The organism is Massilia sp. H6 (assembly GCF_024802625.1).
In the GTDB taxonomy this organism is placed as follows: domain Bacteria; phylum Pseudomonadota; class Gammaproteobacteria; order Burkholderiales; family Burkholderiaceae_D; genus Telluria.
The window spans coordinates 1,984,883-2,001,825 of sequence record NZ_CP103371.1 but is presented as its reverse complement, the minus strand read 5'-3'; the positions used below and the strand labels follow the sequence as shown (position 1 = coordinate 2,001,825).

14 protein-coding genes and 2 tRNA genes are annotated in these 16,943 nt (G+C 66.6%); 7 read left to right on the top strand and 9 right to left on the bottom strand.

Features of this window, described 5'->3' with window-relative positions; all coding sequences use genetic code 11:
- Positions 1 to 39 precede the first annotated feature (39 nt).
- The 5 genes from NRS07_RS08940 to NRS07_RS08920 all read left to right on the top strand — a co-directional run bounded on the left by NRS07_RS08940 (position 40) and on the right by NRS07_RS08920 (position 6,580).
- Positions 40 to 1,377 carry an MFS transporter gene (locus tag NRS07_RS08940; RefSeq protein WP_259212650.1) on the top strand — a complete coding sequence of 446 codons (1,338 nt, stop codon included), beginning with the start codon at positions 40 to 42 and terminating at the stop codon, positions 1,375 to 1,377.
- 106 nt (positions 1,378 to 1,483) lie between these two features.
- Entirely contained in the window at positions 1,484 to 2,962 is a 1,479-nt protein-coding gene (locus NRS07_RS08935) for a nodulation protein NfeD (RefSeq protein WP_373889870.1), read from the top strand.
- Positions 2,959 to 3,729 (top strand): slipin family protein, encoded by a 771-nt coding sequence (locus NRS07_RS08930; RefSeq protein WP_259212646.1) that lies wholly within the window; start codon positions 2,959 to 2,961, stop codon positions 3,727 to 3,729. Before NRS07_RS08935 ends, NRS07_RS08930 begins: the two co-directional genes overlap by 4 nt.
- Before the next feature lie 238 nt (positions 3,730 to 3,967).
- Positions 3,968 to 4,792: a universal stress protein gene (locus NRS07_RS08925; protein WP_259212645.1), complete on the top strand. Its 825-nt coding sequence runs from the start codon at positions 3,968 to 3,970 to the stop codon at positions 4,790 to 4,792.
- 9 nt (positions 4,793 to 4,801) lie between these two features.
- A complete protein-coding gene (locus NRS07_RS08920) occupies positions 4,802 to 6,580 on the top strand; it encodes an alpha/beta hydrolase (RefSeq protein ID WP_259212639.1) in 1,779 nt (592 codons plus the stop codon).
- On the opposite strand, the gene NRS07_RS08915 is transcribed toward NRS07_RS08920, so the two are convergent.
- Positions 6,513 to 7,739 carry a 6-phosphofructokinase gene (locus NRS07_RS08915; RefSeq protein WP_259212638.1) on the bottom strand — a complete coding sequence of 409 codons (1,227 nt, stop codon included), beginning with the start codon at positions 7,737 to 7,739 and terminating at the stop codon, positions 6,513 to 6,515. The two genes, NRS07_RS08920 and NRS07_RS08915, sit on opposite strands and share 68 nt — an antisense overlap.
- Positions 7,740 to 7,745: 6 nt before the next feature.
- Complete coding sequence (locus tag NRS07_RS08910) at positions 7,746 to 8,198, bottom strand: hypothetical protein (RefSeq protein WP_259212637.1); 453 nt, start codon at positions 8,196 to 8,198, stop codon at positions 7,746 to 7,748.
- 171 nt (positions 8,199 to 8,369) lie between these two features.
- Here NRS07_RS08910 and NRS07_RS08905 point away from each other — a divergent pair, with 171 nt between their 5' ends.
- Positions 8,370 to 11,051, top strand: coding sequence for a bifunctional acetate--CoA ligase family protein/GNAT family N-acetyltransferase (locus NRS07_RS08905; protein WP_259212635.1), 2,682 nt, complete (start codon positions 8,370 to 8,372; stop codon positions 11,049 to 11,051).
- A gap of 129 nt (positions 11,052 to 11,180) precedes the next feature.
- Here NRS07_RS08905 and NRS07_RS08900 read toward each other — a convergent pair whose 3' ends face one another.
- From NRS07_RS08900 to NRS07_RS08875, 6 genes are all read right to left on the bottom strand, one after another.
- Complete coding sequence (locus NRS07_RS08900) at positions 11,181 to 11,681, bottom strand: universal stress protein (protein ID WP_259212629.1); 501 nt, start codon at positions 11,679 to 11,681, stop codon at positions 11,181 to 11,183.
- 24 nt (positions 11,682 to 11,705) lie between these two features.
- Complete coding sequence (locus NRS07_RS08895; RefSeq protein WP_259212621.1) at positions 11,706 to 12,143, bottom strand: universal stress protein; 438 nt, start codon at positions 12,141 to 12,143, stop codon at positions 11,706 to 11,708.
- A 391-nt stretch (positions 12,144 to 12,534) separates the two neighbouring features.
- Positions 12,535 to 12,624: transfer RNA gene (locus NRS07_RS08890), tRNA-Ser, on the bottom strand.
- A 502-nt stretch (positions 12,625 to 13,126) separates the two neighbouring features.
- Positions 13,127 to 13,216: transfer RNA gene (locus NRS07_RS08885), tRNA-Ser, on the bottom strand.
- A gap of 69 nt (positions 13,217 to 13,285) precedes the next feature.
- Positions 13,286 to 14,584, bottom strand: coding sequence for a serine--tRNA ligase (gene serS / locus NRS07_RS08880; RefSeq protein ID WP_259212620.1), 1,299 nt, complete (start codon positions 14,582 to 14,584; stop codon positions 13,286 to 13,288).
- A gap of 52 nt (positions 14,585 to 14,636) precedes the next feature.
- Positions 14,637 to 15,155, bottom strand: a complete 519-nt coding sequence (locus NRS07_RS08875; RefSeq protein ID WP_259212619.1) for a hypothetical protein — start codon at positions 15,153 to 15,155, stop codon at positions 14,637 to 14,639.
- 114 nt (positions 15,156 to 15,269) lie between these two features.
- Between NRS07_RS08875 and NRS07_RS08870 the strand changes: the two genes are divergently transcribed.
- A complete protein-coding gene (locus NRS07_RS08870; RefSeq protein ID WP_259212617.1) occupies positions 15,270 to 15,626 on the top strand; it encodes a winged helix-turn-helix domain-containing protein in 357 nt (118 codons plus the stop codon).
- Here the strand turns inward: NRS07_RS08870 and NRS07_RS08865 are convergent.
- Positions 15,623 to 16,924, bottom strand: coding sequence for a replication-associated recombination protein A (locus NRS07_RS08865; protein WP_259212615.1), 1,302 nt, complete (start codon positions 16,922 to 16,924; stop codon positions 15,623 to 15,625). The genes NRS07_RS08870 and NRS07_RS08865 overlap by 4 nt on opposite strands.
- Between the last annotated feature and the right edge of the window lie 19 nt (positions 16,925 to 16,943).

The following is a 16,943-nucleotide window of genomic DNA, read 5'->3' as shown; positions in this document are numbered from 1 at the left end:
GACTCCGGGGAGTTGCAACAACACAATGGAGACTGCAACATGCAAGACCAGCTGTGCTCCGCCGAGCCGACCGATGTCCAGGATTTCCTGAACCAGCACCGCTTCTCGCCCTTCCAGTGGCTGATCTTCGGCCTGTGCTTCGTGATCGTGCTGCTGGACGGTTTCGACACGGCCGCGATCGGCTTCATTGCGCCTTCGCTGATTGCGCAATGGGGCGTGTCGCGCCAGGACCTGGCGCCGGTGCTCAGCGCCGCCCTGTTCGGCCTGGCCTCGGGCGCGCTGTTTGCCGGCCCGCTGTCCGACCGCTTCGGCCGCAAGCTTGTGCTGGCGGTCTCGGTATTGCTGTTCGGCCTGGCCTGCACCTGGTCTGCGTTTGCCACCGACCTGACCGAACTGGCAACGCTGCGCTTCGTCACCGGCATCGGCCTGGGCGCGGCCATGCCCAACGCCGTCACCCTGATGAGCGAATATTGCCCGGAGCGCAAGCGCTCGATGCTGACCAACGCCATGTTCTGCGGCTTTCCGCTGGGCGCGGCCTGTGGTGGCTTCCTGGCGGCCTGGATGATCCCGCAGTGGGGCTGGCGCAGCGTCTTGCTGCTCGGCGGCGTGGCGCCGGTGCTGGTCTCGATCGTGGTGGTGCTGCTGCTGCCCGAATCGGTACGCTTCCTGCTGGCCCGGGGCGGTCGCCAGGACAAGGTTCGCGCCACACTGCGCCGCATCGCGCCCAGCGCCGCCCAGGCCAGCGCTTTCGTGATGACCGAAAAGGCGCCGTCCACGCATGCCAGCGGCGGCTTGGGCGTGATCGTGGCGCCGCCCTACCTGGTGGGTACCCTGATGCTGTGGCTGAGCTATTTCATGGGCCTGGTGATCTTTTACTCGCTGATTAACTGGATGCCGCTGCTGTTCAAGGACGCCGGCCTGTCGCCGCGCGACGCTACCCTGGTGGCGGCCCTGTTTCCGCTGGGCGGCGTCGGCGCTGTGTTTTCGGGCTGGCTGATGGACCGCTATAACGCCAACGCCGTAACAGCGGCCGGCTTCGCACTGACCGCGGCCAGCATCTTCGCCATCGGCCACAGCGCCGGTGGGCTCGGCCTGCTGATGGGGGTCGTGTTCGTGGCGGGCGTGGCGATGAACACGGCGCAGTGTTCGCTGCCGTCGCTGGCGGCCTCGTTCTACCCGACCCGGGGCCGCGCCACCGGAGTGTCGTGGATGATGGGAGTCGGCCGCCTGGGCGGCATTGCCGGTTCCTTCCTGGTAGCCGAACTGGCGCGTCGCCAGTTCGGGTTCGACGGCATTTTCGCCGTGGTGGCCTTAGCTGGCGTGGCGGCGACCATTGCGCTGCTGGTCAAGATGGCGCTGGAACCCGGACGCGCCTGACCGGCCCCTGCTGGCCCCCTGGCGCCAGGGCTGAATGATGAACTTCCTGAACAGCGAGGTGTCATTCATTATGTAAGCGACCAGGGAATTGTTCATCATGTCCGCCATGCATGATTTTCGCCAGCTACCGATTGCGCTGCCCCGCGACGCGTGCAGGCGCGCGAAGTGCGCACTCGCCGCGTCACCGGTGCCCGCTGCCCTGCTGCCTGCACTGCTCCTTGCCCTGTTCCTTGCCCTTCTGCTGCCAGGCGCCGCCCTTGGCGCCGCCCCGGTCGGCGTGCTGTCCATCGACGGTGCGCTGGGCCCGGCCAACGCCGACCACGTGGTGCGCGGCATCGAACGTTCATCGCAACAGGGGCAGCAACTGCTCGTTCTCAAGATGGACACCCCCGGCGGACTCGATACCTCGATGCGCACCGTGGTCAAGGCGATCCTGGCTTCGCCGGTGCCGGTCGCGGCATGGGTAGCGCCGGGCGGGGCGCGCGCCGCCAGCGCCGGCACCTTCATCCTGTATGCAAGCCATATCGCGGCGATGGCCCCGGGCACCAATGTCGGCGCCGCCACGCCGGTCGAGATCGGGATCGGGTCGCAGCCGCCAGGCGCTTCCGACCCGGCGCCGCGCGGCGCGCCGGGCAAGCCCCAGGCCGACGAGGCCAGCAAGCCGGACTCACCCTCGGCCATGAAGGCAAAGACCCTGAACGATGCCGCCGCCTACCTGCGCGGGCTGGCGCAACTGCGCGGGCGCAACGCCGACTGGGCCGAGCGCGCAGTACGCGAGTCGGTCAGCCTGAGCGCCAACGAAGCGCTGGAACAAAAAGTGATCGACCATATCGCTGCCGACCTGCCGGCCCTGCTGACCCAGCTCGACGGGCGCACGCTCGTGGTGCTGGGCCAGGAGCGGCGCCTCGATACGCGGGGCGCCGCGCCCGTCGAATTCCTGCCCGACTGGCGCACCGACCTGCTGGCGGCGATCACCAATCCGGCAGTCGCCCTGCTCCTGATGACCATCGGTATCTACGGCCTGGTATTCGAGTTCATGAGCCCGGGGGCGGTGGCGCCGGGCGTGATCGGCGCGATCTGCCTGCTGCTGGGGCTGTACGCCCTGCAGCTGCTGCCGGTCAACTACGCGGGACTGGCCCTGATCCTGCTCGGACTGGCGTTCATGGTCGGCGAGGCCTTCCTGCCCAGTTTCGGCATGCTCGGGCTCGGCGGCATCGTGGCCTTCGTCGCAGGCGGCCTGATGCTGATCGACACCGAACTTCCCGGCTATGGTGTGCCGCCTGGCCTGGTAGCCACGCTCGCCGCGGGCAGCGCCCTGATCCTGTTCGCTACGGTGCGCCTGGCCCTGCGAACGCGGCGGCGTCCGGTGACCAGTGGCGCGGCCAGCCTGATCGGCTCGCTGTGCGCGGTCGAGACTGTGGCCGCGACCAATACCCGCGAAGGGTGGGTCCGCGTCGAAGGCGAACTGTGGCGGGTCGTCAGCGTCGCGCCGCTGCAGCCGGCGCAAACGGTGCAGGTCGTCGGCCGCGCCGGCCTGACCCTGAAAGTGGTACCCCTTGCTCAACAAGAAGGAGAACGAACATGATTTCCGGTATGGGTATCGGCCTTGGCGGCCTGTTCTTCCTGCTGCTGGCCTTGCTGGTCTCGGCGATCCGGGTGCTGCGCGAATACGAACGCGGCGTCGTGTTCCAGCTGGGTCGCTTCTGGGGTGTCAAGGGGCCGGGCCTGGTGATCATCATTCCGTTGCTGCAGCAGATGGTGCGGGTCGACCTGCGCACCATCGTGCTCGACGTCCCGACGCAAGACGTGATCTCGCGCGACAACGTATCGGTCAAGGTCAATGCCGTGCTCTACTTCAGGGTGGTCGACCCGGAACGCGCCATTATCCAGGTTGCCAATTTCATGGAGGCGACCAGCCAGCTGGCCCAGACCACGCTGCGCTCCGTGCTGGGCAAGCACGAACTCGACCAGATGCTGGCCGAACGCGAGAACCTGAACCTGGATATCCAGCAGGTGCTCGACGCCCAGACCGACGCCTGGGGCATCAAGGTTGCCAATGTCGAGATCAAGCACGTCGACCTCGACGAATCGATGGTCCGCGCCATCGCCCGCCAGGCCGAGGCCGAGCGCGAGCGGCGGGCAAAAGTGATCCACGCCGAAGGCGAACTGCAGGCTTCCGAAAAACTGCAACAGGCCGCCTTCGTGCTGGCCCAGCAGCCGGGCGCCATGCAGCTGCGCTACATGCAGACGCTCGGCGCGATCGCGGGCGACAAGTCTTCGACCATCGTGTTTCCGCTGCCGATAGAACTGCTCGACGTGGTGGCGGCGCGCGCGCGCGGCACCCCCGGCTGACCGCACTCGCGTGCAGTGCGGCCCCTGCCACCGCACGCGACCGGATGCTTGTCACGATCACGGGGGACCTGGCTTGATTGTGCGCCATTGGCACAAAAAAATCTGCATTGATTTTGATCAGGATCATCCGCGCCGCTGACATCGCCCGGCACCCGGCGTAAAGTCGGCAATACCGCCGCTCGCCGTAGCTCGCTATGCAAACCGCCCATCGACCGCAAGGCTAGACGAAAGGATCTTCATGTTCAAGACCATCATCGTGCAAGTCGACGACAGCCCCGCGATGGATGCCCGCCTGCAGGCCGCCGCCTGGCTGGCCAAGGCGCACGATGCGCATCTGGTCGGTAGCGCCGCGACGGGCCTGTCCTGGCCCGCCTTTGTCATGCTGGCCGGCTCGATGCGCCTGGCGCCGCGCGAAGATTTCGATGCCCTGCGCAGCGCGGCGCGCGCCAGCCTGCAGCAGTTTTCGGAACGCGCGCGCCGCCTCGGCGTGCAATCCATCGAAGAGCGCATGGTCGAAGAAGATCACCGTTTCGCGTTGCTGCTGCAGTCGCGCTATGCCGACCTGGCCGTGCTGGGCCAGGACAGCGGCGAGCCGGCCGCGCTGCGCGCACTGCCGCAATACCTGGCGCTACATGGCCCCAGGCCGGTGCTGGTCGTACCGCCGACCTATGCGGGCGCATCGCTGTCCGAGCGCATCGTCGTCGGCTGGGACGGCAGCGCGCAGGCGATCCGGGCGATCCAGGCCGCGCTTCCCCTGCTGGTACAGGCAGGCAGGGTGCACCTCACGCTGGTCAACCCCGACCGCGAATCGGGCCTGCACGGCGACGAACCCGGCGCCGACATGGCCCTGTATCTCGCGCGTCACGGGGTCCGGGTCGAGGTGGTCCTCGAGCGCACGCAGGCCGCCACTGGCGTTGCGCTGCTCGACATTGCCCGCACCAGTGGCGCCGGACTGCTGGTTGCCGGTGCGTTCGGCCACAGCCGTTACCGCGAAATCCTGCTCGGCGGCGTCACCCGGATGCTGCTCGAGCGCGCCGCGATGCCGGTCCTGCTGGCGCACTGAGGCCAAGCCATGAAGCAGCCCAGCTTTCCCTCCACCGTCATACGCGAACGCGACGCCAGCGCCTGGCAGGGCACGCACCACGACTACCCGGAATCCGACATCGGCCATGCCGCGATCGACCTGCCCCTGCATGCCTGGCTCGGCCAATTCACCGGCAACCTGTCGCCAGCGGCGCTTGCGATGGCCTGGTTCGACTGGAGCAGCCACCTGCTGCTTTCGCCCGACAAACAGGCCGAACTGGCGATCCATGCGGCGTCGGCAACGCTGCGCTGGCTCCAGTATTGTGCCGGCGCCGCCGTGTCGAGCCCGGCCGAACCGGTACAGCCCCTGGCACAAGACAAGCGCTTCAGCGACCCCGACTGGCACCGGTGGCCGTATAACGTGCTCAACCAGGGCTTCCTGCTGCAACAACAATGGTGGCACCGCGCCACCCATAGCGTGCGCGGCATGTCACGTCATCATGCCGATGTGACCACCTTCGTCGCGCGCCAGCTGCTCGACTGCGTGGCCCCGTCGAATTTCGTCGCCACCAACCCGGTCGTACTGCGCACGACCTTCGAACGCGGCGGTATCAACCTGGTAGGGGGCGCCAGGCGTGCACTCAGCGATGCCTGGCGCGCTGTCAGCGGCGTACCGGAGCGCTCGAGCTTCCAGCCCGGCCGCGATGTGGCCTGTACCCCGGGCAAGGTCGTGCTCCGCAATCGCCTGGCCGAGCTGCTGCGCTACGATCCGGTCACGCCCGAGGTGCATGCGGCGCCGCTGCTGATCGTGCCCGCCTGGATCATGAAGTATTACATCCTCGACCTGTCGCCCCACAATTCCCTGGTGCGTTACCTGGTCGAACACGGCCACACCGTCTACGTCATCTCGTGGAAGAATCCCGATGCAAACGACCGCGACCTTGGCCTGGACGACTACCGCAGGCTCGGCATCATGGACGCGCTCGACGCCATCGTGCGCGACACCGGCGCCTCGCAAATCAATGCATGCGGCTATTGCCTCGGCGGCAGCCTGCTGGCGATCGCGGCCAGCGCCATGGCGCGCGACCATGACCGCCGCCTCGCGAGCCTGAGCCTGCTGGCGGCCCAGGTCGATTTCACCGAACCGGGCGAGCTGTCGCTGTTCATCGACGAAAGCGAGGTCAGTTTCCTGGAGGCGTCGATGTGGAGCCGCGGCTATCTCGACACCCGCCAGATGGCTGGCGCTTTCCAGCTGCTGCGCTCCAACGACCTGATCTGGTCGCGGCGGCTGCGCCACTACCTGCTCGACGTACCGGAACGGCATACCGACCTGATGTCCTGGAATGCCGACGCCACCCGCATGCCCTACCGGATGCACTCGGAATACCTGCGCCGCCTGTTCCTGAACAACGATCTGGCCAGCGCCCGCTACCAGGTCGACGGCAAGCCGGTCGCGCTGGCCGACATCGAGGTGCCGGTATTTGCAGTCGGCACCCGCACCGACCATGTCGCCCCGTGGCGTTCGGTGTACAAGATCGGACTGCTGACCGACACCGAGGTGAGCTTCCTGCTGACCTCGGGCGGCCACAATGCCGGAGTCGTGGCGCCGCCCGCCGACGCAGGGCGCAGCTACCAGCTTGCCACCGCGGCCGCAGACGCACCCTACATGGATCCGGAGCGCTGGCAGCAAGAGGCGCCGCAATATGCGGGCAGCTGGTGGCCGGCGTGGGAGGCGTGGCTGGCGGCACGCGCCGGTCCGCTTACCCGGCCGCCGCAGAACCTGCCTGGCCTGGGCCTGGCGCCGGGGCAGTATGTGCTTGCGCCGTGATGCCACGCTTGGGCGCAAGTGCCGGCATGCCTGAACCGATGGCGCCCTCGTCCTGGCCGAGGCAGATCCCGAGCTCGAGCGCGGTGCGCACTGTGTCGCCGTCGAGCGCCACTCGCCTGCTGCGGCCGGCTACCTGGGCCAGCGGCACCGTGCCGATACCGTGCTCGGCCAGGGTCACCATGATGCCGGACTCGCCGCGCGCCAGTGCGCGCACGGCGGCGGCCCCGAAGCGCGCGGCGACGATGCGGTCGAACGCCGATGGACTGCCGCCGCGCAGCAGGTGGCCCAGCACCACGGCGCGGCAATCCTTGGCGCTGCGTTCGGCCAGCTGCTGCACGACCCAGGCACCGATCCCGCCCAGGCGCTCGGCATGCCCGATACCGGCCGCGGCCTGCACGCTGCGTGCTCCGCCTGCCGGCTGCGCGCCCTCGGCCACCACCACGATAGCATGGCGGTGACCACTGGCATCGCGCCGGGCAATGGCTGCGGCCACCGTGTCGATGTCAAAGGCAATCTCAGGCAACAGGATCGCATGCGCGCCCGCGGCCATGCCCGCATGCAGGGCGATCCACCCTGCGTAACGGCCCATCACTTCGACCACCATGACGCGGTGCTGGCTGCAGGCGGTGCTGTGCAGGCGGTCGATGCATTCGGTTGCAAAGCCGACCGCGCTGTCGAAGCCGAAGGTCTGGATGGTATGGTCGAGATCGTTGTCGATGGTCTTGGGCACGCCCACCATCGGCAAGCCCCTGCGCTGCAGGCAATCGGCAATTTCCATCGATCCGTCGCCGCCGATGGCAACCAGCGCATCGAAGCCATACCGGCGGCACAGTGCCACCAGTTCCGTGGTGCGATCCTGTTCCGCCAGGCTGCCGTCTTCCTGGCGTACCGGAAAGCGCAACGGGTTGCCGCGGTTGGTACTGCCCAGGATGGTGCCGCCGAGATGGGCGATGCCGTGCACCGCATGCGCCGTGAGCGGCACGACCGGCTCGCCCAGGCACTGTTCCGGCGCCAGCAAGCCATTGAATCCGTCGCGGATGCCGTAGCATTCCCAGCCCAGCCGGCCGGCCGCCAGCACCACGGCGCGAATCACGGCATTCAGACCGGGAGCGTCGCCGCCGCCAGTGGTGAGCGCAATGCTTCTAGCGGGTAGATCCATAGGAGCTCACTCTCTGCGTGCGCGCGCGCCGCTCGAACGTGCCGGACCGGCCGCGCGAACGCGGCGCCGCGCCCGCTCGCCGTGGCGCGCCGCAGCCAGCACCGCCAAGCCACTGAACCGGTGCAGCGACAGCAGGTCGGGCAGCGCCGCCAGCGCGCCGCGTCCCGTGGCAGGCTGGTCGCCCTCGACCTGTGCCAACGCATGGTGCAGTCCCGCAAGCAGCAAGGCGTTGTCGCGGCGCTGCTCTCGCAAGTTGGGAAAGCCCACCGCTTCCATCAGCGTTTCCTCCTTGCGCAAGGCCGCTTCGATCTCTGCTACCAGACGCATGAAGGCAGCCGGAAAACGCTCGTCCGGCTCGCCGGCGACAGCGCCGACCTGCACCAAGAGGCGCTTGCGCACCAGGGCCATTGCGCGGACGGCGCTGTGGGGACCTTGCCCTTTTAGTGAAGAAAAAAACATACCAGCAATCCTGTCTTGACGATGAGCGAGGCCCGTCCAGTCTCCCCGCTTCATCGCACTTGTGTTTGACGCAGGTCAAGTCAATTAAGTTCGGCGCCCACGTCCTGCCGCGCTCCATGGTGGCCGATGGTCATACACATTGCGGGCGCTTCGCCCAAGGGAGCCGACAGCATGACCATACGTAACCTGAACCATCTGTTCGCACCGGCGTCGGTGGCCGTGATCGGCGCCTCGGACCGTCCGGGCAGTGTCGGCGCGACTGTCTGGCGCAACATCGCCAGCGGCGGCTTCCAGGGCGCGCTGTGGCCAGTCAACCGGCGCCATGCGCGGGTGGCCGGCTGTCTCGCCTATGCCGGCATCGGCGAGCTGCCCGCGGCGCCAGAGTTGGCGGTAATCTGCACCCCCGCCCCCACGGTACCGGGTCTGGTGCGCGACCTCGGCGCCGCCGGCTGCCGCGCGGCGATCGTCATCAGCGCCGGCCTCGATGCCGGCGCGGGCGACGGCCGCAGCCTGCGCCAGGCCATGCTCGATGCCGCCCGGCCCTGGCTGCTGCGCATACTCGGTCCGAACTGCGTCGGCTTGCTGGTGCCGCGCATCGGTCTCAATGCCAGCTTCGCCCCGGCCGCCGCGCTGCCGGGGCGGCTGGCCTTCGTGGCGCAGTCGGGGGCGCTAGTCACCGCCGTGCTCGACTGGGCAGCGGCGCGCCGCATCGGTTTCTCGTGCTTCGTCTCGCTGGGCGACGGCACCGACGTCGATTTCGGCGACCTGCTCGACTACCTGGCCGCCGACGAGGGCACCGATGCCATCTTGCTATACGCCGAAAGCGTGCGCCAGGCCCGCAAGTTCATGAGCGCGGCGCGCGGCGCCGCACGCGGCAAGCCCACGCTGGTGGTCAAGGCCGGGCGCGGCGCCGGCGCGGCGCGCGCCGCCTTCAGCCATACCGGCGCGCTGGCCGGCGCCGACCTGGTCTACGACGCGGCGCTGCGCCGCGCCGGCATGCTGCGGGTGTTCACTACCGCGGAGCTGTTCGACGCGGTCTCGATGCTGGCCCGGACCCGGCCGCCCGCAGGCGCGCGCCTGGCGATCCTGACCAATGGCGGGGGCCCGGGCGTGATGGCCGCCGACGCCCTCGATGATGCCGGCGGCGTCCTGGCCACGCTCGATGGCGTCACCCTCGACCGGCTCGGCCAGGGCCTGCCGGCGCTGTGGTCGCGCGCCAACCCGGTTGACATCATCGGCGACGCCCCGGCCGAGCGCTACCGCCACGCACTCGAGGTGCTGCTGGCTGCGCCCGGGCTCGACGCCGTACTGCTGATCCATGCGCCGACCGCCATCGTACCCAGTGAAGACATCGCGCGCGTTCTGCTGCCGCTGGCTGCCGCCACCACCCGCCCGGTGCTGTGCTGCTGGATGGGCGGGCCCAGCGTCGCGCAGGCACGCCGCCTGTGCATCGACGCCGGCCTGCCGGTCTTCGATACTCCCGAAGAGGCCGTCAAGGGCTTCCAGCAACTGGTCGATTACCGGCGCAACCAGGCCGTGTTGATGCAGGCGCCCGGGCCGGGTGAACTCGGCGCGCCCGACCGCGCGGCCGCACGCGCCCGCATCACCACCCTGCTGGCACAGGGCGCCGAGGCCGTCGGCGAAGACGCTACCAAGGCCTTGCTGGCGGCCTACGGAATTCCCGTGGTGGCGACCGAGGCGGTCGCGGACCCGGCCGCGGCGCTGGCGGCGGCGCGCCGCCTCGGCTACCCGGTAGCACTCAAGATCCGCTCGCCGGACATCGTTCACAAGACCGATGTCGGGGGCGTTGCGCTCGACCTGGCCGACGAGGCCGCGCTGATGGCGGCGCTCGACGCCATGCAGGCGCGCTTGCGGCAGCAGTGTCCGGCCGCGCGCCTGGACGGGTTCACGGTGCAGGTCATGGCACGCCGCCCGCACGCACTGGAACTGATTGCCGGTATCAGTACCGACCCAGTGTTCGGACCGGTGGTGCTGTTCGGTCATGGCGGCATCGCGGTAGAGGTCACGGCCGACCAGGCGATTGGCTTGCCGCCCCTGAACCGGGTGCTCGCGGCCGACCTGGTCAGCCGCACGCGGGTTGCGCGCTTGCTGGCCGGCTATCGCGGCCGTCCCCCGGCCGACCTGGACGCTGTATGCGACGTACTGGTTCGTATCGGGCAGCTGGCGGCCGATCTGCCCGAGCTGGTCGAACTCGATATCAATCCGCTGTTGGCCGATGCCGACGGCGTCGTGGCGCTCGATGCCCGCATGCGGCTGCAACAGGTCGAGCCCGGACGCGAGGGCAGCGCGCGGCTGGCGATCCTGCCCTACCCCGATCACCTCGAACGCCAGATGCACAGCGCCGTCGGCCCGCTGAAGCTGCGCCCGATCCGTCCCGAAGACGCGGCGGCACATGTCGCCTTCTTCCAGGCCCTGACACCCGAAGACGTCCACATGCGCATGTTCGGCCAGATGCGCACCCTGACGCCGCAGCAGCTGGCGCGCTTCACGCAGATCGACTATGCGCGTGAAATGGCCTTCATCGCCACCCGGCCGCTACCCGGCGGCGGCGCCGAGACGCTGGGCGTGGCACGCGCCGTCACCGATCCGGACGGCGAACGTGCCGAGTTCGCCGTTACGGTGCGCTCTGACCTCAAGGGACGCGGACTGGGCCGACTGCTGATGGATTGCCTGCTCGATTACTGCGCCGCGCGCGGCGTAGCCGTCGTCGAGGGCCTGGCCCTGGCCCAGAACACCCGCATGCAGGCACTGGCCCGCGCGCTCGGGTTCGACCTGACTGCAGCCGCAGACGGCATGGTGGCAATGCGGCTCCGGCTCGAGAGTGCCGCTTGAACTTGGCCGCGGGTAGCAAGTGCCAAGTGTTCGTTCTTTGGCATCCCGTCAGGGTACGCGGCATGCCCATCAAACACACCATTACCGCCCCTGGAGTTGCCAAGGGCCGCTGGATGGAAGCGGCCGACTTCAACCCTTGCTGGCGCCCTGGTCAGGACGTGACGGCGCATGCGCGGCGTCGCCTGCCGGCGCCGGCCGCAAGACCATGACCGGCACCGGAGCGTACGCCAGCACTGCCTGGGTGACGCTGCCCGCCAGCAGACGGCTCAGTCCACGCCTGCCGTGCGAGCCCATGACGACCAGGTCGCAGCCCTGCTCGCGCACGGCTTCGACGATCGCCTCGCCCGGATCGAGCGCGAAGCGGGTGAGCGGCGTGCATTGCAGCCCAGCGGCTTGCGCCTGCGCGGCGACCGCGCTGACGGCAGCATAGGCCTGCTCGAGCAGCGCGTCGACATGTTGGCCCGGATCGAGCACCATGGCGCCGTCGAGCGACTGCAGCACGGGCTCGGGCACCGCCACGGACAGTGCGATGAGTTCGCTGCCAAAGGCACGGGCGAATTCGATAGCGGCCGTGACGGCGTGCTCGGAAAGCTCAGAGCCATCGGTAGGTACCAGGATGCGTTTATACATGGTTGTCCTCGCAAAGGGGCGCACTCAACGGTGCACCATGACGGGAATCGCGCTGTGGACCAGAACCTTCTGGGTTTCGCTGCCCAGCAAGAGCCCCTTGAGTCCGCGATGGCCATGCGAGGCCATGACGATCAGGTCGCATTGGTGATCGCGCGCACTGGTGATGATGGCATCGTACGGGTTGTCCGAGACGGCCAGCACGCGGGTGCAGACAACGCCGGCGTCGCGGGCCGCGGAAGCGACCTCGTCGAGCAGGCGCTGACCGCGCTCCTTGCTGGCAGCCTCGTACTGGTCGCGGGTCTGCTCCAGCATCTCGGCATCGGTAGTAAAGGTGCGGAATTCGGGAATGGCCGTCATGGCGACCACCTCGGCCCCGATCTCCTTGGCGAAGTCGACGCCGGCCAGGATGGCGCGCTGGGAAGGCTCCGAACCATCGGTCGGCAACAATATGCGCTTGTACATGTCAGCCTCCATTGGTGTGCCGGCAACACCGGCAAATGTGGTCAGGCAGGTTCAATGCTCGTACGGTAGCGTAGCACGGACATTCGACGACAGGCGCGCACCAGTTGAAGCGTGCTAGCGTTCAACTGGGGCGCAATGCAGCGCTGCGCATTCGCGCCACGCTGGAGCCATGCAGATGGCTCCCTCCTTCCGCGTACGCAATAAAAAAGCTCCCATGCGGGAGCTTTTTTATTACTACTGGCGGAGAGGGTGGGATTCGCCTACGTGCCGCAGGCCGCCTTGGCGCGAGTACGCGCCAAGCTTCGAATCCTACGCGGGAGCCATGCAGATGGCTCCCTCCTTCCGCGTACGTAATAAAAAAGCTCCCATGCGGGAGCTTTTTTATTACTACTGGCGGAGAGGGTGGGATTCGAACCCACGGTACGATTTAACGTACGCCTGATTTCGAGTCAGGTACATTCGACCACTCTGCCACCTCTCCTGAAACGGTGTTGCGGTCGCTGTAAGCGAGGCCGCATTATAGCGAAGGTTCGACGAGAGTGGAAGAGAGAAAGTACAGCACGTAAATTTTTCTGGTGCTGACTCTTAATCTGGCTTGAAAGGAAATTTCACTAGGATGTGCAAGGTGAAAGAATATTTCATACCTTATCGAAAGAGGCAACGAGGCTCCGAGCGGAGCGTTGGGAGAGTAGGATTCGCCTACGTGCCGCAGGCCGCCTTGGCGCCAATACGCGCCAAGCTTCGAATCCTGCGCGGGAGCCATGCAGATGGCTCCCTCCTTCCGCGCACGCAATAGAAAAGCTCCCATGCGGGAGCTTTTCTATTACTACTGGCGGAGAGGGTGGGATTCGCCTACGTGCCGCAGGCCGCCTTGGCGCGAGTACGCGCCAAGCTTCGAATCCTGCGCGGGAGCCATGCAGATGGCTCCCTCCTTCCGCGTACGTAATAAAAAAGCTCCCATGCGGGAGCTTTTTTATTACTACTGGCGGAGAGGGTGGGATTCGAACCCACGGTACGATTTAACGTACGCCTGATTTCGAGTCAGGTACATTCGACCACTCTGCCACCTCTCCAGAATCGGTGTTGCGGTCGCTGCAAGACACGCATTATAGCGAGGCTCTTGCAAAAACGGAAGAGCAATTTCAGGCGGTCACGGGCATCAAACGTTCCAGCCCACCCATGTACGGCCGCAGCACGTCGGGAATGATGACGCTGCCATCGGCCTGCTGGTAATTCTCCAGCACCGCCACCAGCGTGCGGCCCACCGCCAGGCCGGAGCCGTTCAGGGTGTGCACCAGCTCCGGCTTGCCGGCCGCGTTGCGGAAACGGGCCTGCATGCGGCGCGACTGGAAGGCTTCGCAGTTCGACAGCGACGAGATTTCGCGATAAGTGTTCTGCGCCGGCAGCCACACTTCCAGGTCATAGGTCTTGGCGGCCGAAAAGCCCATGTCGCCGGTGCACAGCAACATCACGCGATACGGCAGGCCCAGCGACGTGAGGATGAATTCGGCCTGGCCGACCATCTCTTCCAGCACTGCGTGCGACTGCTCGGGATGCACCACCTGGACCAGCTCGACCTTGTCGAACTGGTGCTGGCGGATCATGCCGCGGGTGTCGCGGCCATAGCTGCCGGCTTCGGAGCGGAAGCATGGGGTGTGCGCGGTCATCTTCAGCGGCAGCTGGTCCAGCGCCACGATCTCGTCGCGCACCACGTTGGTCAGCGACACTTCCGAGGTCGGAATCAGGTAGAAGGTCTCGCCCTCGCCCTCGACGCCGCCCTTCTTCACCGAGAACAGGTCGGCTTCGAATTTCGGCAGCTGGCCGGTGCCGCGCAGCGAATCGGCATTGACCATGTAGGGGGTATAGCATTCGGTATAGCCATGCTGGCCGGTGTGGGTATCGAGCATGTACTGCGCCAGTGCGCGGTGCAGGCGCGCCATGCCGCCCTTCATCATCGAGAAACGCGAACCGGTGAGCTTGGTGGCGGTCTCGAAGTCCAGGCCCAACTTCTCGCCAATGTCGACATGGTCGCGCACATCGAAGTCGAAACTGCGCGCAGCGCCAACCCGGCGCACTTCGACGTTGCCGGTTTCGTCTTTACCTTGCGGCGCGCTCTCGTGCGGCAGGTTCGGCACCGCTTCGATGAAGCGCGCCATCCGTTCCTGCACGGCGGCGAGCGCCGCTTCGTTGGCCTTGAGCTCATCGCCCAGGCCGGCCACGTCCGCCATCACCGCTGCGGTGTCTTCGCCCTTGCCCTTCAACATGCCGATCTGCTTGGACAGCGCATTGCGCTTGCCCTGCAGTTCTTCGGTACGCGTCTGGATCGTCTTGCGTTCGGCTTCGAGGGCGCCAAAGGCTGCCACGTCGAGCTCGAACTTGCGGGTGGCCAGGCGTGCGGCGACGTTGTCGATGTCTTTGCGGAGAAGTTGGATGTCAATCATGTCTGGATGGGCTTGCTTATATCGAAACCACAATTGTACCAAGCCGGCAGGCTTAGCGCTGATGCAAGAAAAGGATCAGCTTGGCGGTATACAGGACGATGATCGTGCCGACCAGGTCGCCGCTGGCCATTGCAAAGAAGCCGTCGATCAAGCCTTCGCGCTGCCCCTGAAGAGCAAACCAGATATGGTGCAGCAAGGGACTGGCGATCGAAAAGGCCAGCGCGCAGCCGAGCAGGCGCCAGGGCCCGAGTCCGGCCAGCGACTGCGTGATCTGGCCGGCAACGAGCCAGCGGTAGGTAAGATAAGGCGCCAGAGCGGCCAGGATGCCGCCAGCAAAAGAGCGGATCGCATCGTTCGGAAAAAAATATAAGAAGCAGATCAGCCACGAGGCCAGCAAGATGCCGATCGCACCTGCTTCGGCGAACAGCAGGATGCACAGCAGGCGCACGCCAGCCGGCAGGTAGATCCAGCTGATCCCCTGGGCAAACTCCATCCTGGCGAACAGGAGTTCATTGAGCGCGATCGTGCCGAGAAAGAGCGCGGCCGTGGCGCCGATCATTGCAAATTTCAAGGGTATGCCAGACATGGGACGCAGGGTAAAATAGGGTGAACTGATATATCAAAAGATTATATCAGGTACACTTATTAACCGAGCAATATAATTTTCCTATAGGCACGCCGCTTCATGAGCAAGCCATCTCGCCCAGCCGACATCTACCTGCGCTTCCTGAATCTGATGGATGCGCTGCGTGCCCTGCCGTCGCTGCCGCCGCTCGACCCGCTCGAGGAACGCATCCTGGCCGTGGTGGGTCGGGCGCGCCAGCTCGAGCAGCGCCTGAGCGTGCGCGATCTGATGGGCCAGGACGGGCTCGGTGCACCGGCCACGATTCATGCGCGCATCACCTCGATGCGCAAGAAAGGCTGGCTGGTACTGGGCGATACCGAAGACACGCGTCGCAAGCAGGTCGACCTGACCCCGGCCGCCCTCGCCTATTTCGACGAATTGTCCGGCCTGATGCTCAAGGCTGCCAAGGCGCGCTAGCCGGGCGCGTCGTCGTCCAGGCTGCGCAAGAAAGCGAGTTTCTCCGCGATCTTCGCCTCTACCCCGCGCGGCACCGGCTGGTACCAGCCCGGTTCCGGCATGCCATCCGGCAGGTAGGTCTCGCCCGCCGCATAGGCGTGCGGCTCGTCGTGGGCATAGCGGTAGGCGTGACCATAGCCCAGCTCTTTCATCAACGTGGTCGGCGCATTGCGCAGATGTACGGGCACCTCGCGCGACTTGTCTTTCTTGATAAAGGCCATGGCCGCATTGAAGGCCTTGTAGCCGGCGTTGCTCTTGGCCGCGATCGCCAGGTACACGACCGCCTGTCCCAGCGCCAGTTCGCCTTCGGGCGAGCCGAGACGCTCGTAGGTGGTGGCCGCGTCGTTAGCCACCTGCAGCGCGCGCGGATCGGCCAGGCCAATGTCTTCCCAGGCCATGCGCACGATGCGGCGCGACAGGTATTTGGCGTCGGCGCCGCCGTCGAGCATGCGGCACAGCCAGTACAGCGCCGCATCCGGATGCGAGCCGCGCACCGACTTGTGCAGCGCCGAGATCTGGTCGTAGAAATTATCGCCGCCCTTGTCGAAACGGCGCGCGTTGAGCGTCAGCGCATTCTCGACGAATTCGGCGCTAATGTGCGTCATGCCCGAGGTCTCGGCCGAGGTCTTGGTCTGCTCCAGCAGGTTCAGGAAACGGCGCGCGTCGCCGTCGGCATAACCGACCAGGGTATCGATCGCGACCTCGTCGAAGCGCAGGTGCTGCAGCACGCGCGCGCGCGCGCGTTCGAGCAGCAGGCGCATCTCGTCGTCGCTCAGCGCCTTGAGCACGTACACCTGGGAGCGCGACAGCAGTGCCGAATTGACCTCGAACGACGGGTTCTCGGTCGTGGCGCCGATCAGGGTCACCAGGCCCGATTCGACAAAGGGCAGCAAGGCATCCTGCTGCGACTTGTTGAAGCGGTGAATCTCGTCGATGAACAGGATCGTGTGCTTGCCCTGCTGCAGGAAATGTTCGGCCTGCTCGACCGACGCCCGGATATCCTTTACGCCCGAGAGCACTGCCGACAGCGCAATGAATTCGCATTCGAAGGCATGGGCGGTGAGGCGCGCCAGCGTGGTCTTGCCCACGCCCGGCGGCCCCCACAGGATCATTGAATGCGGCTTGCCGGACTTGAACACCAGGCGCAAGGGCTTGCCGGGGCCGAGCAGGTGGCTCTGGCCGATGACGTCGTCGATGGTACGCGGACGCATGGCTTCGGCCAGGGGAGGCGAAGGTTCGGTCTTGAACAGGTCATCCATGGCGCGCTCGGGCGCGCCA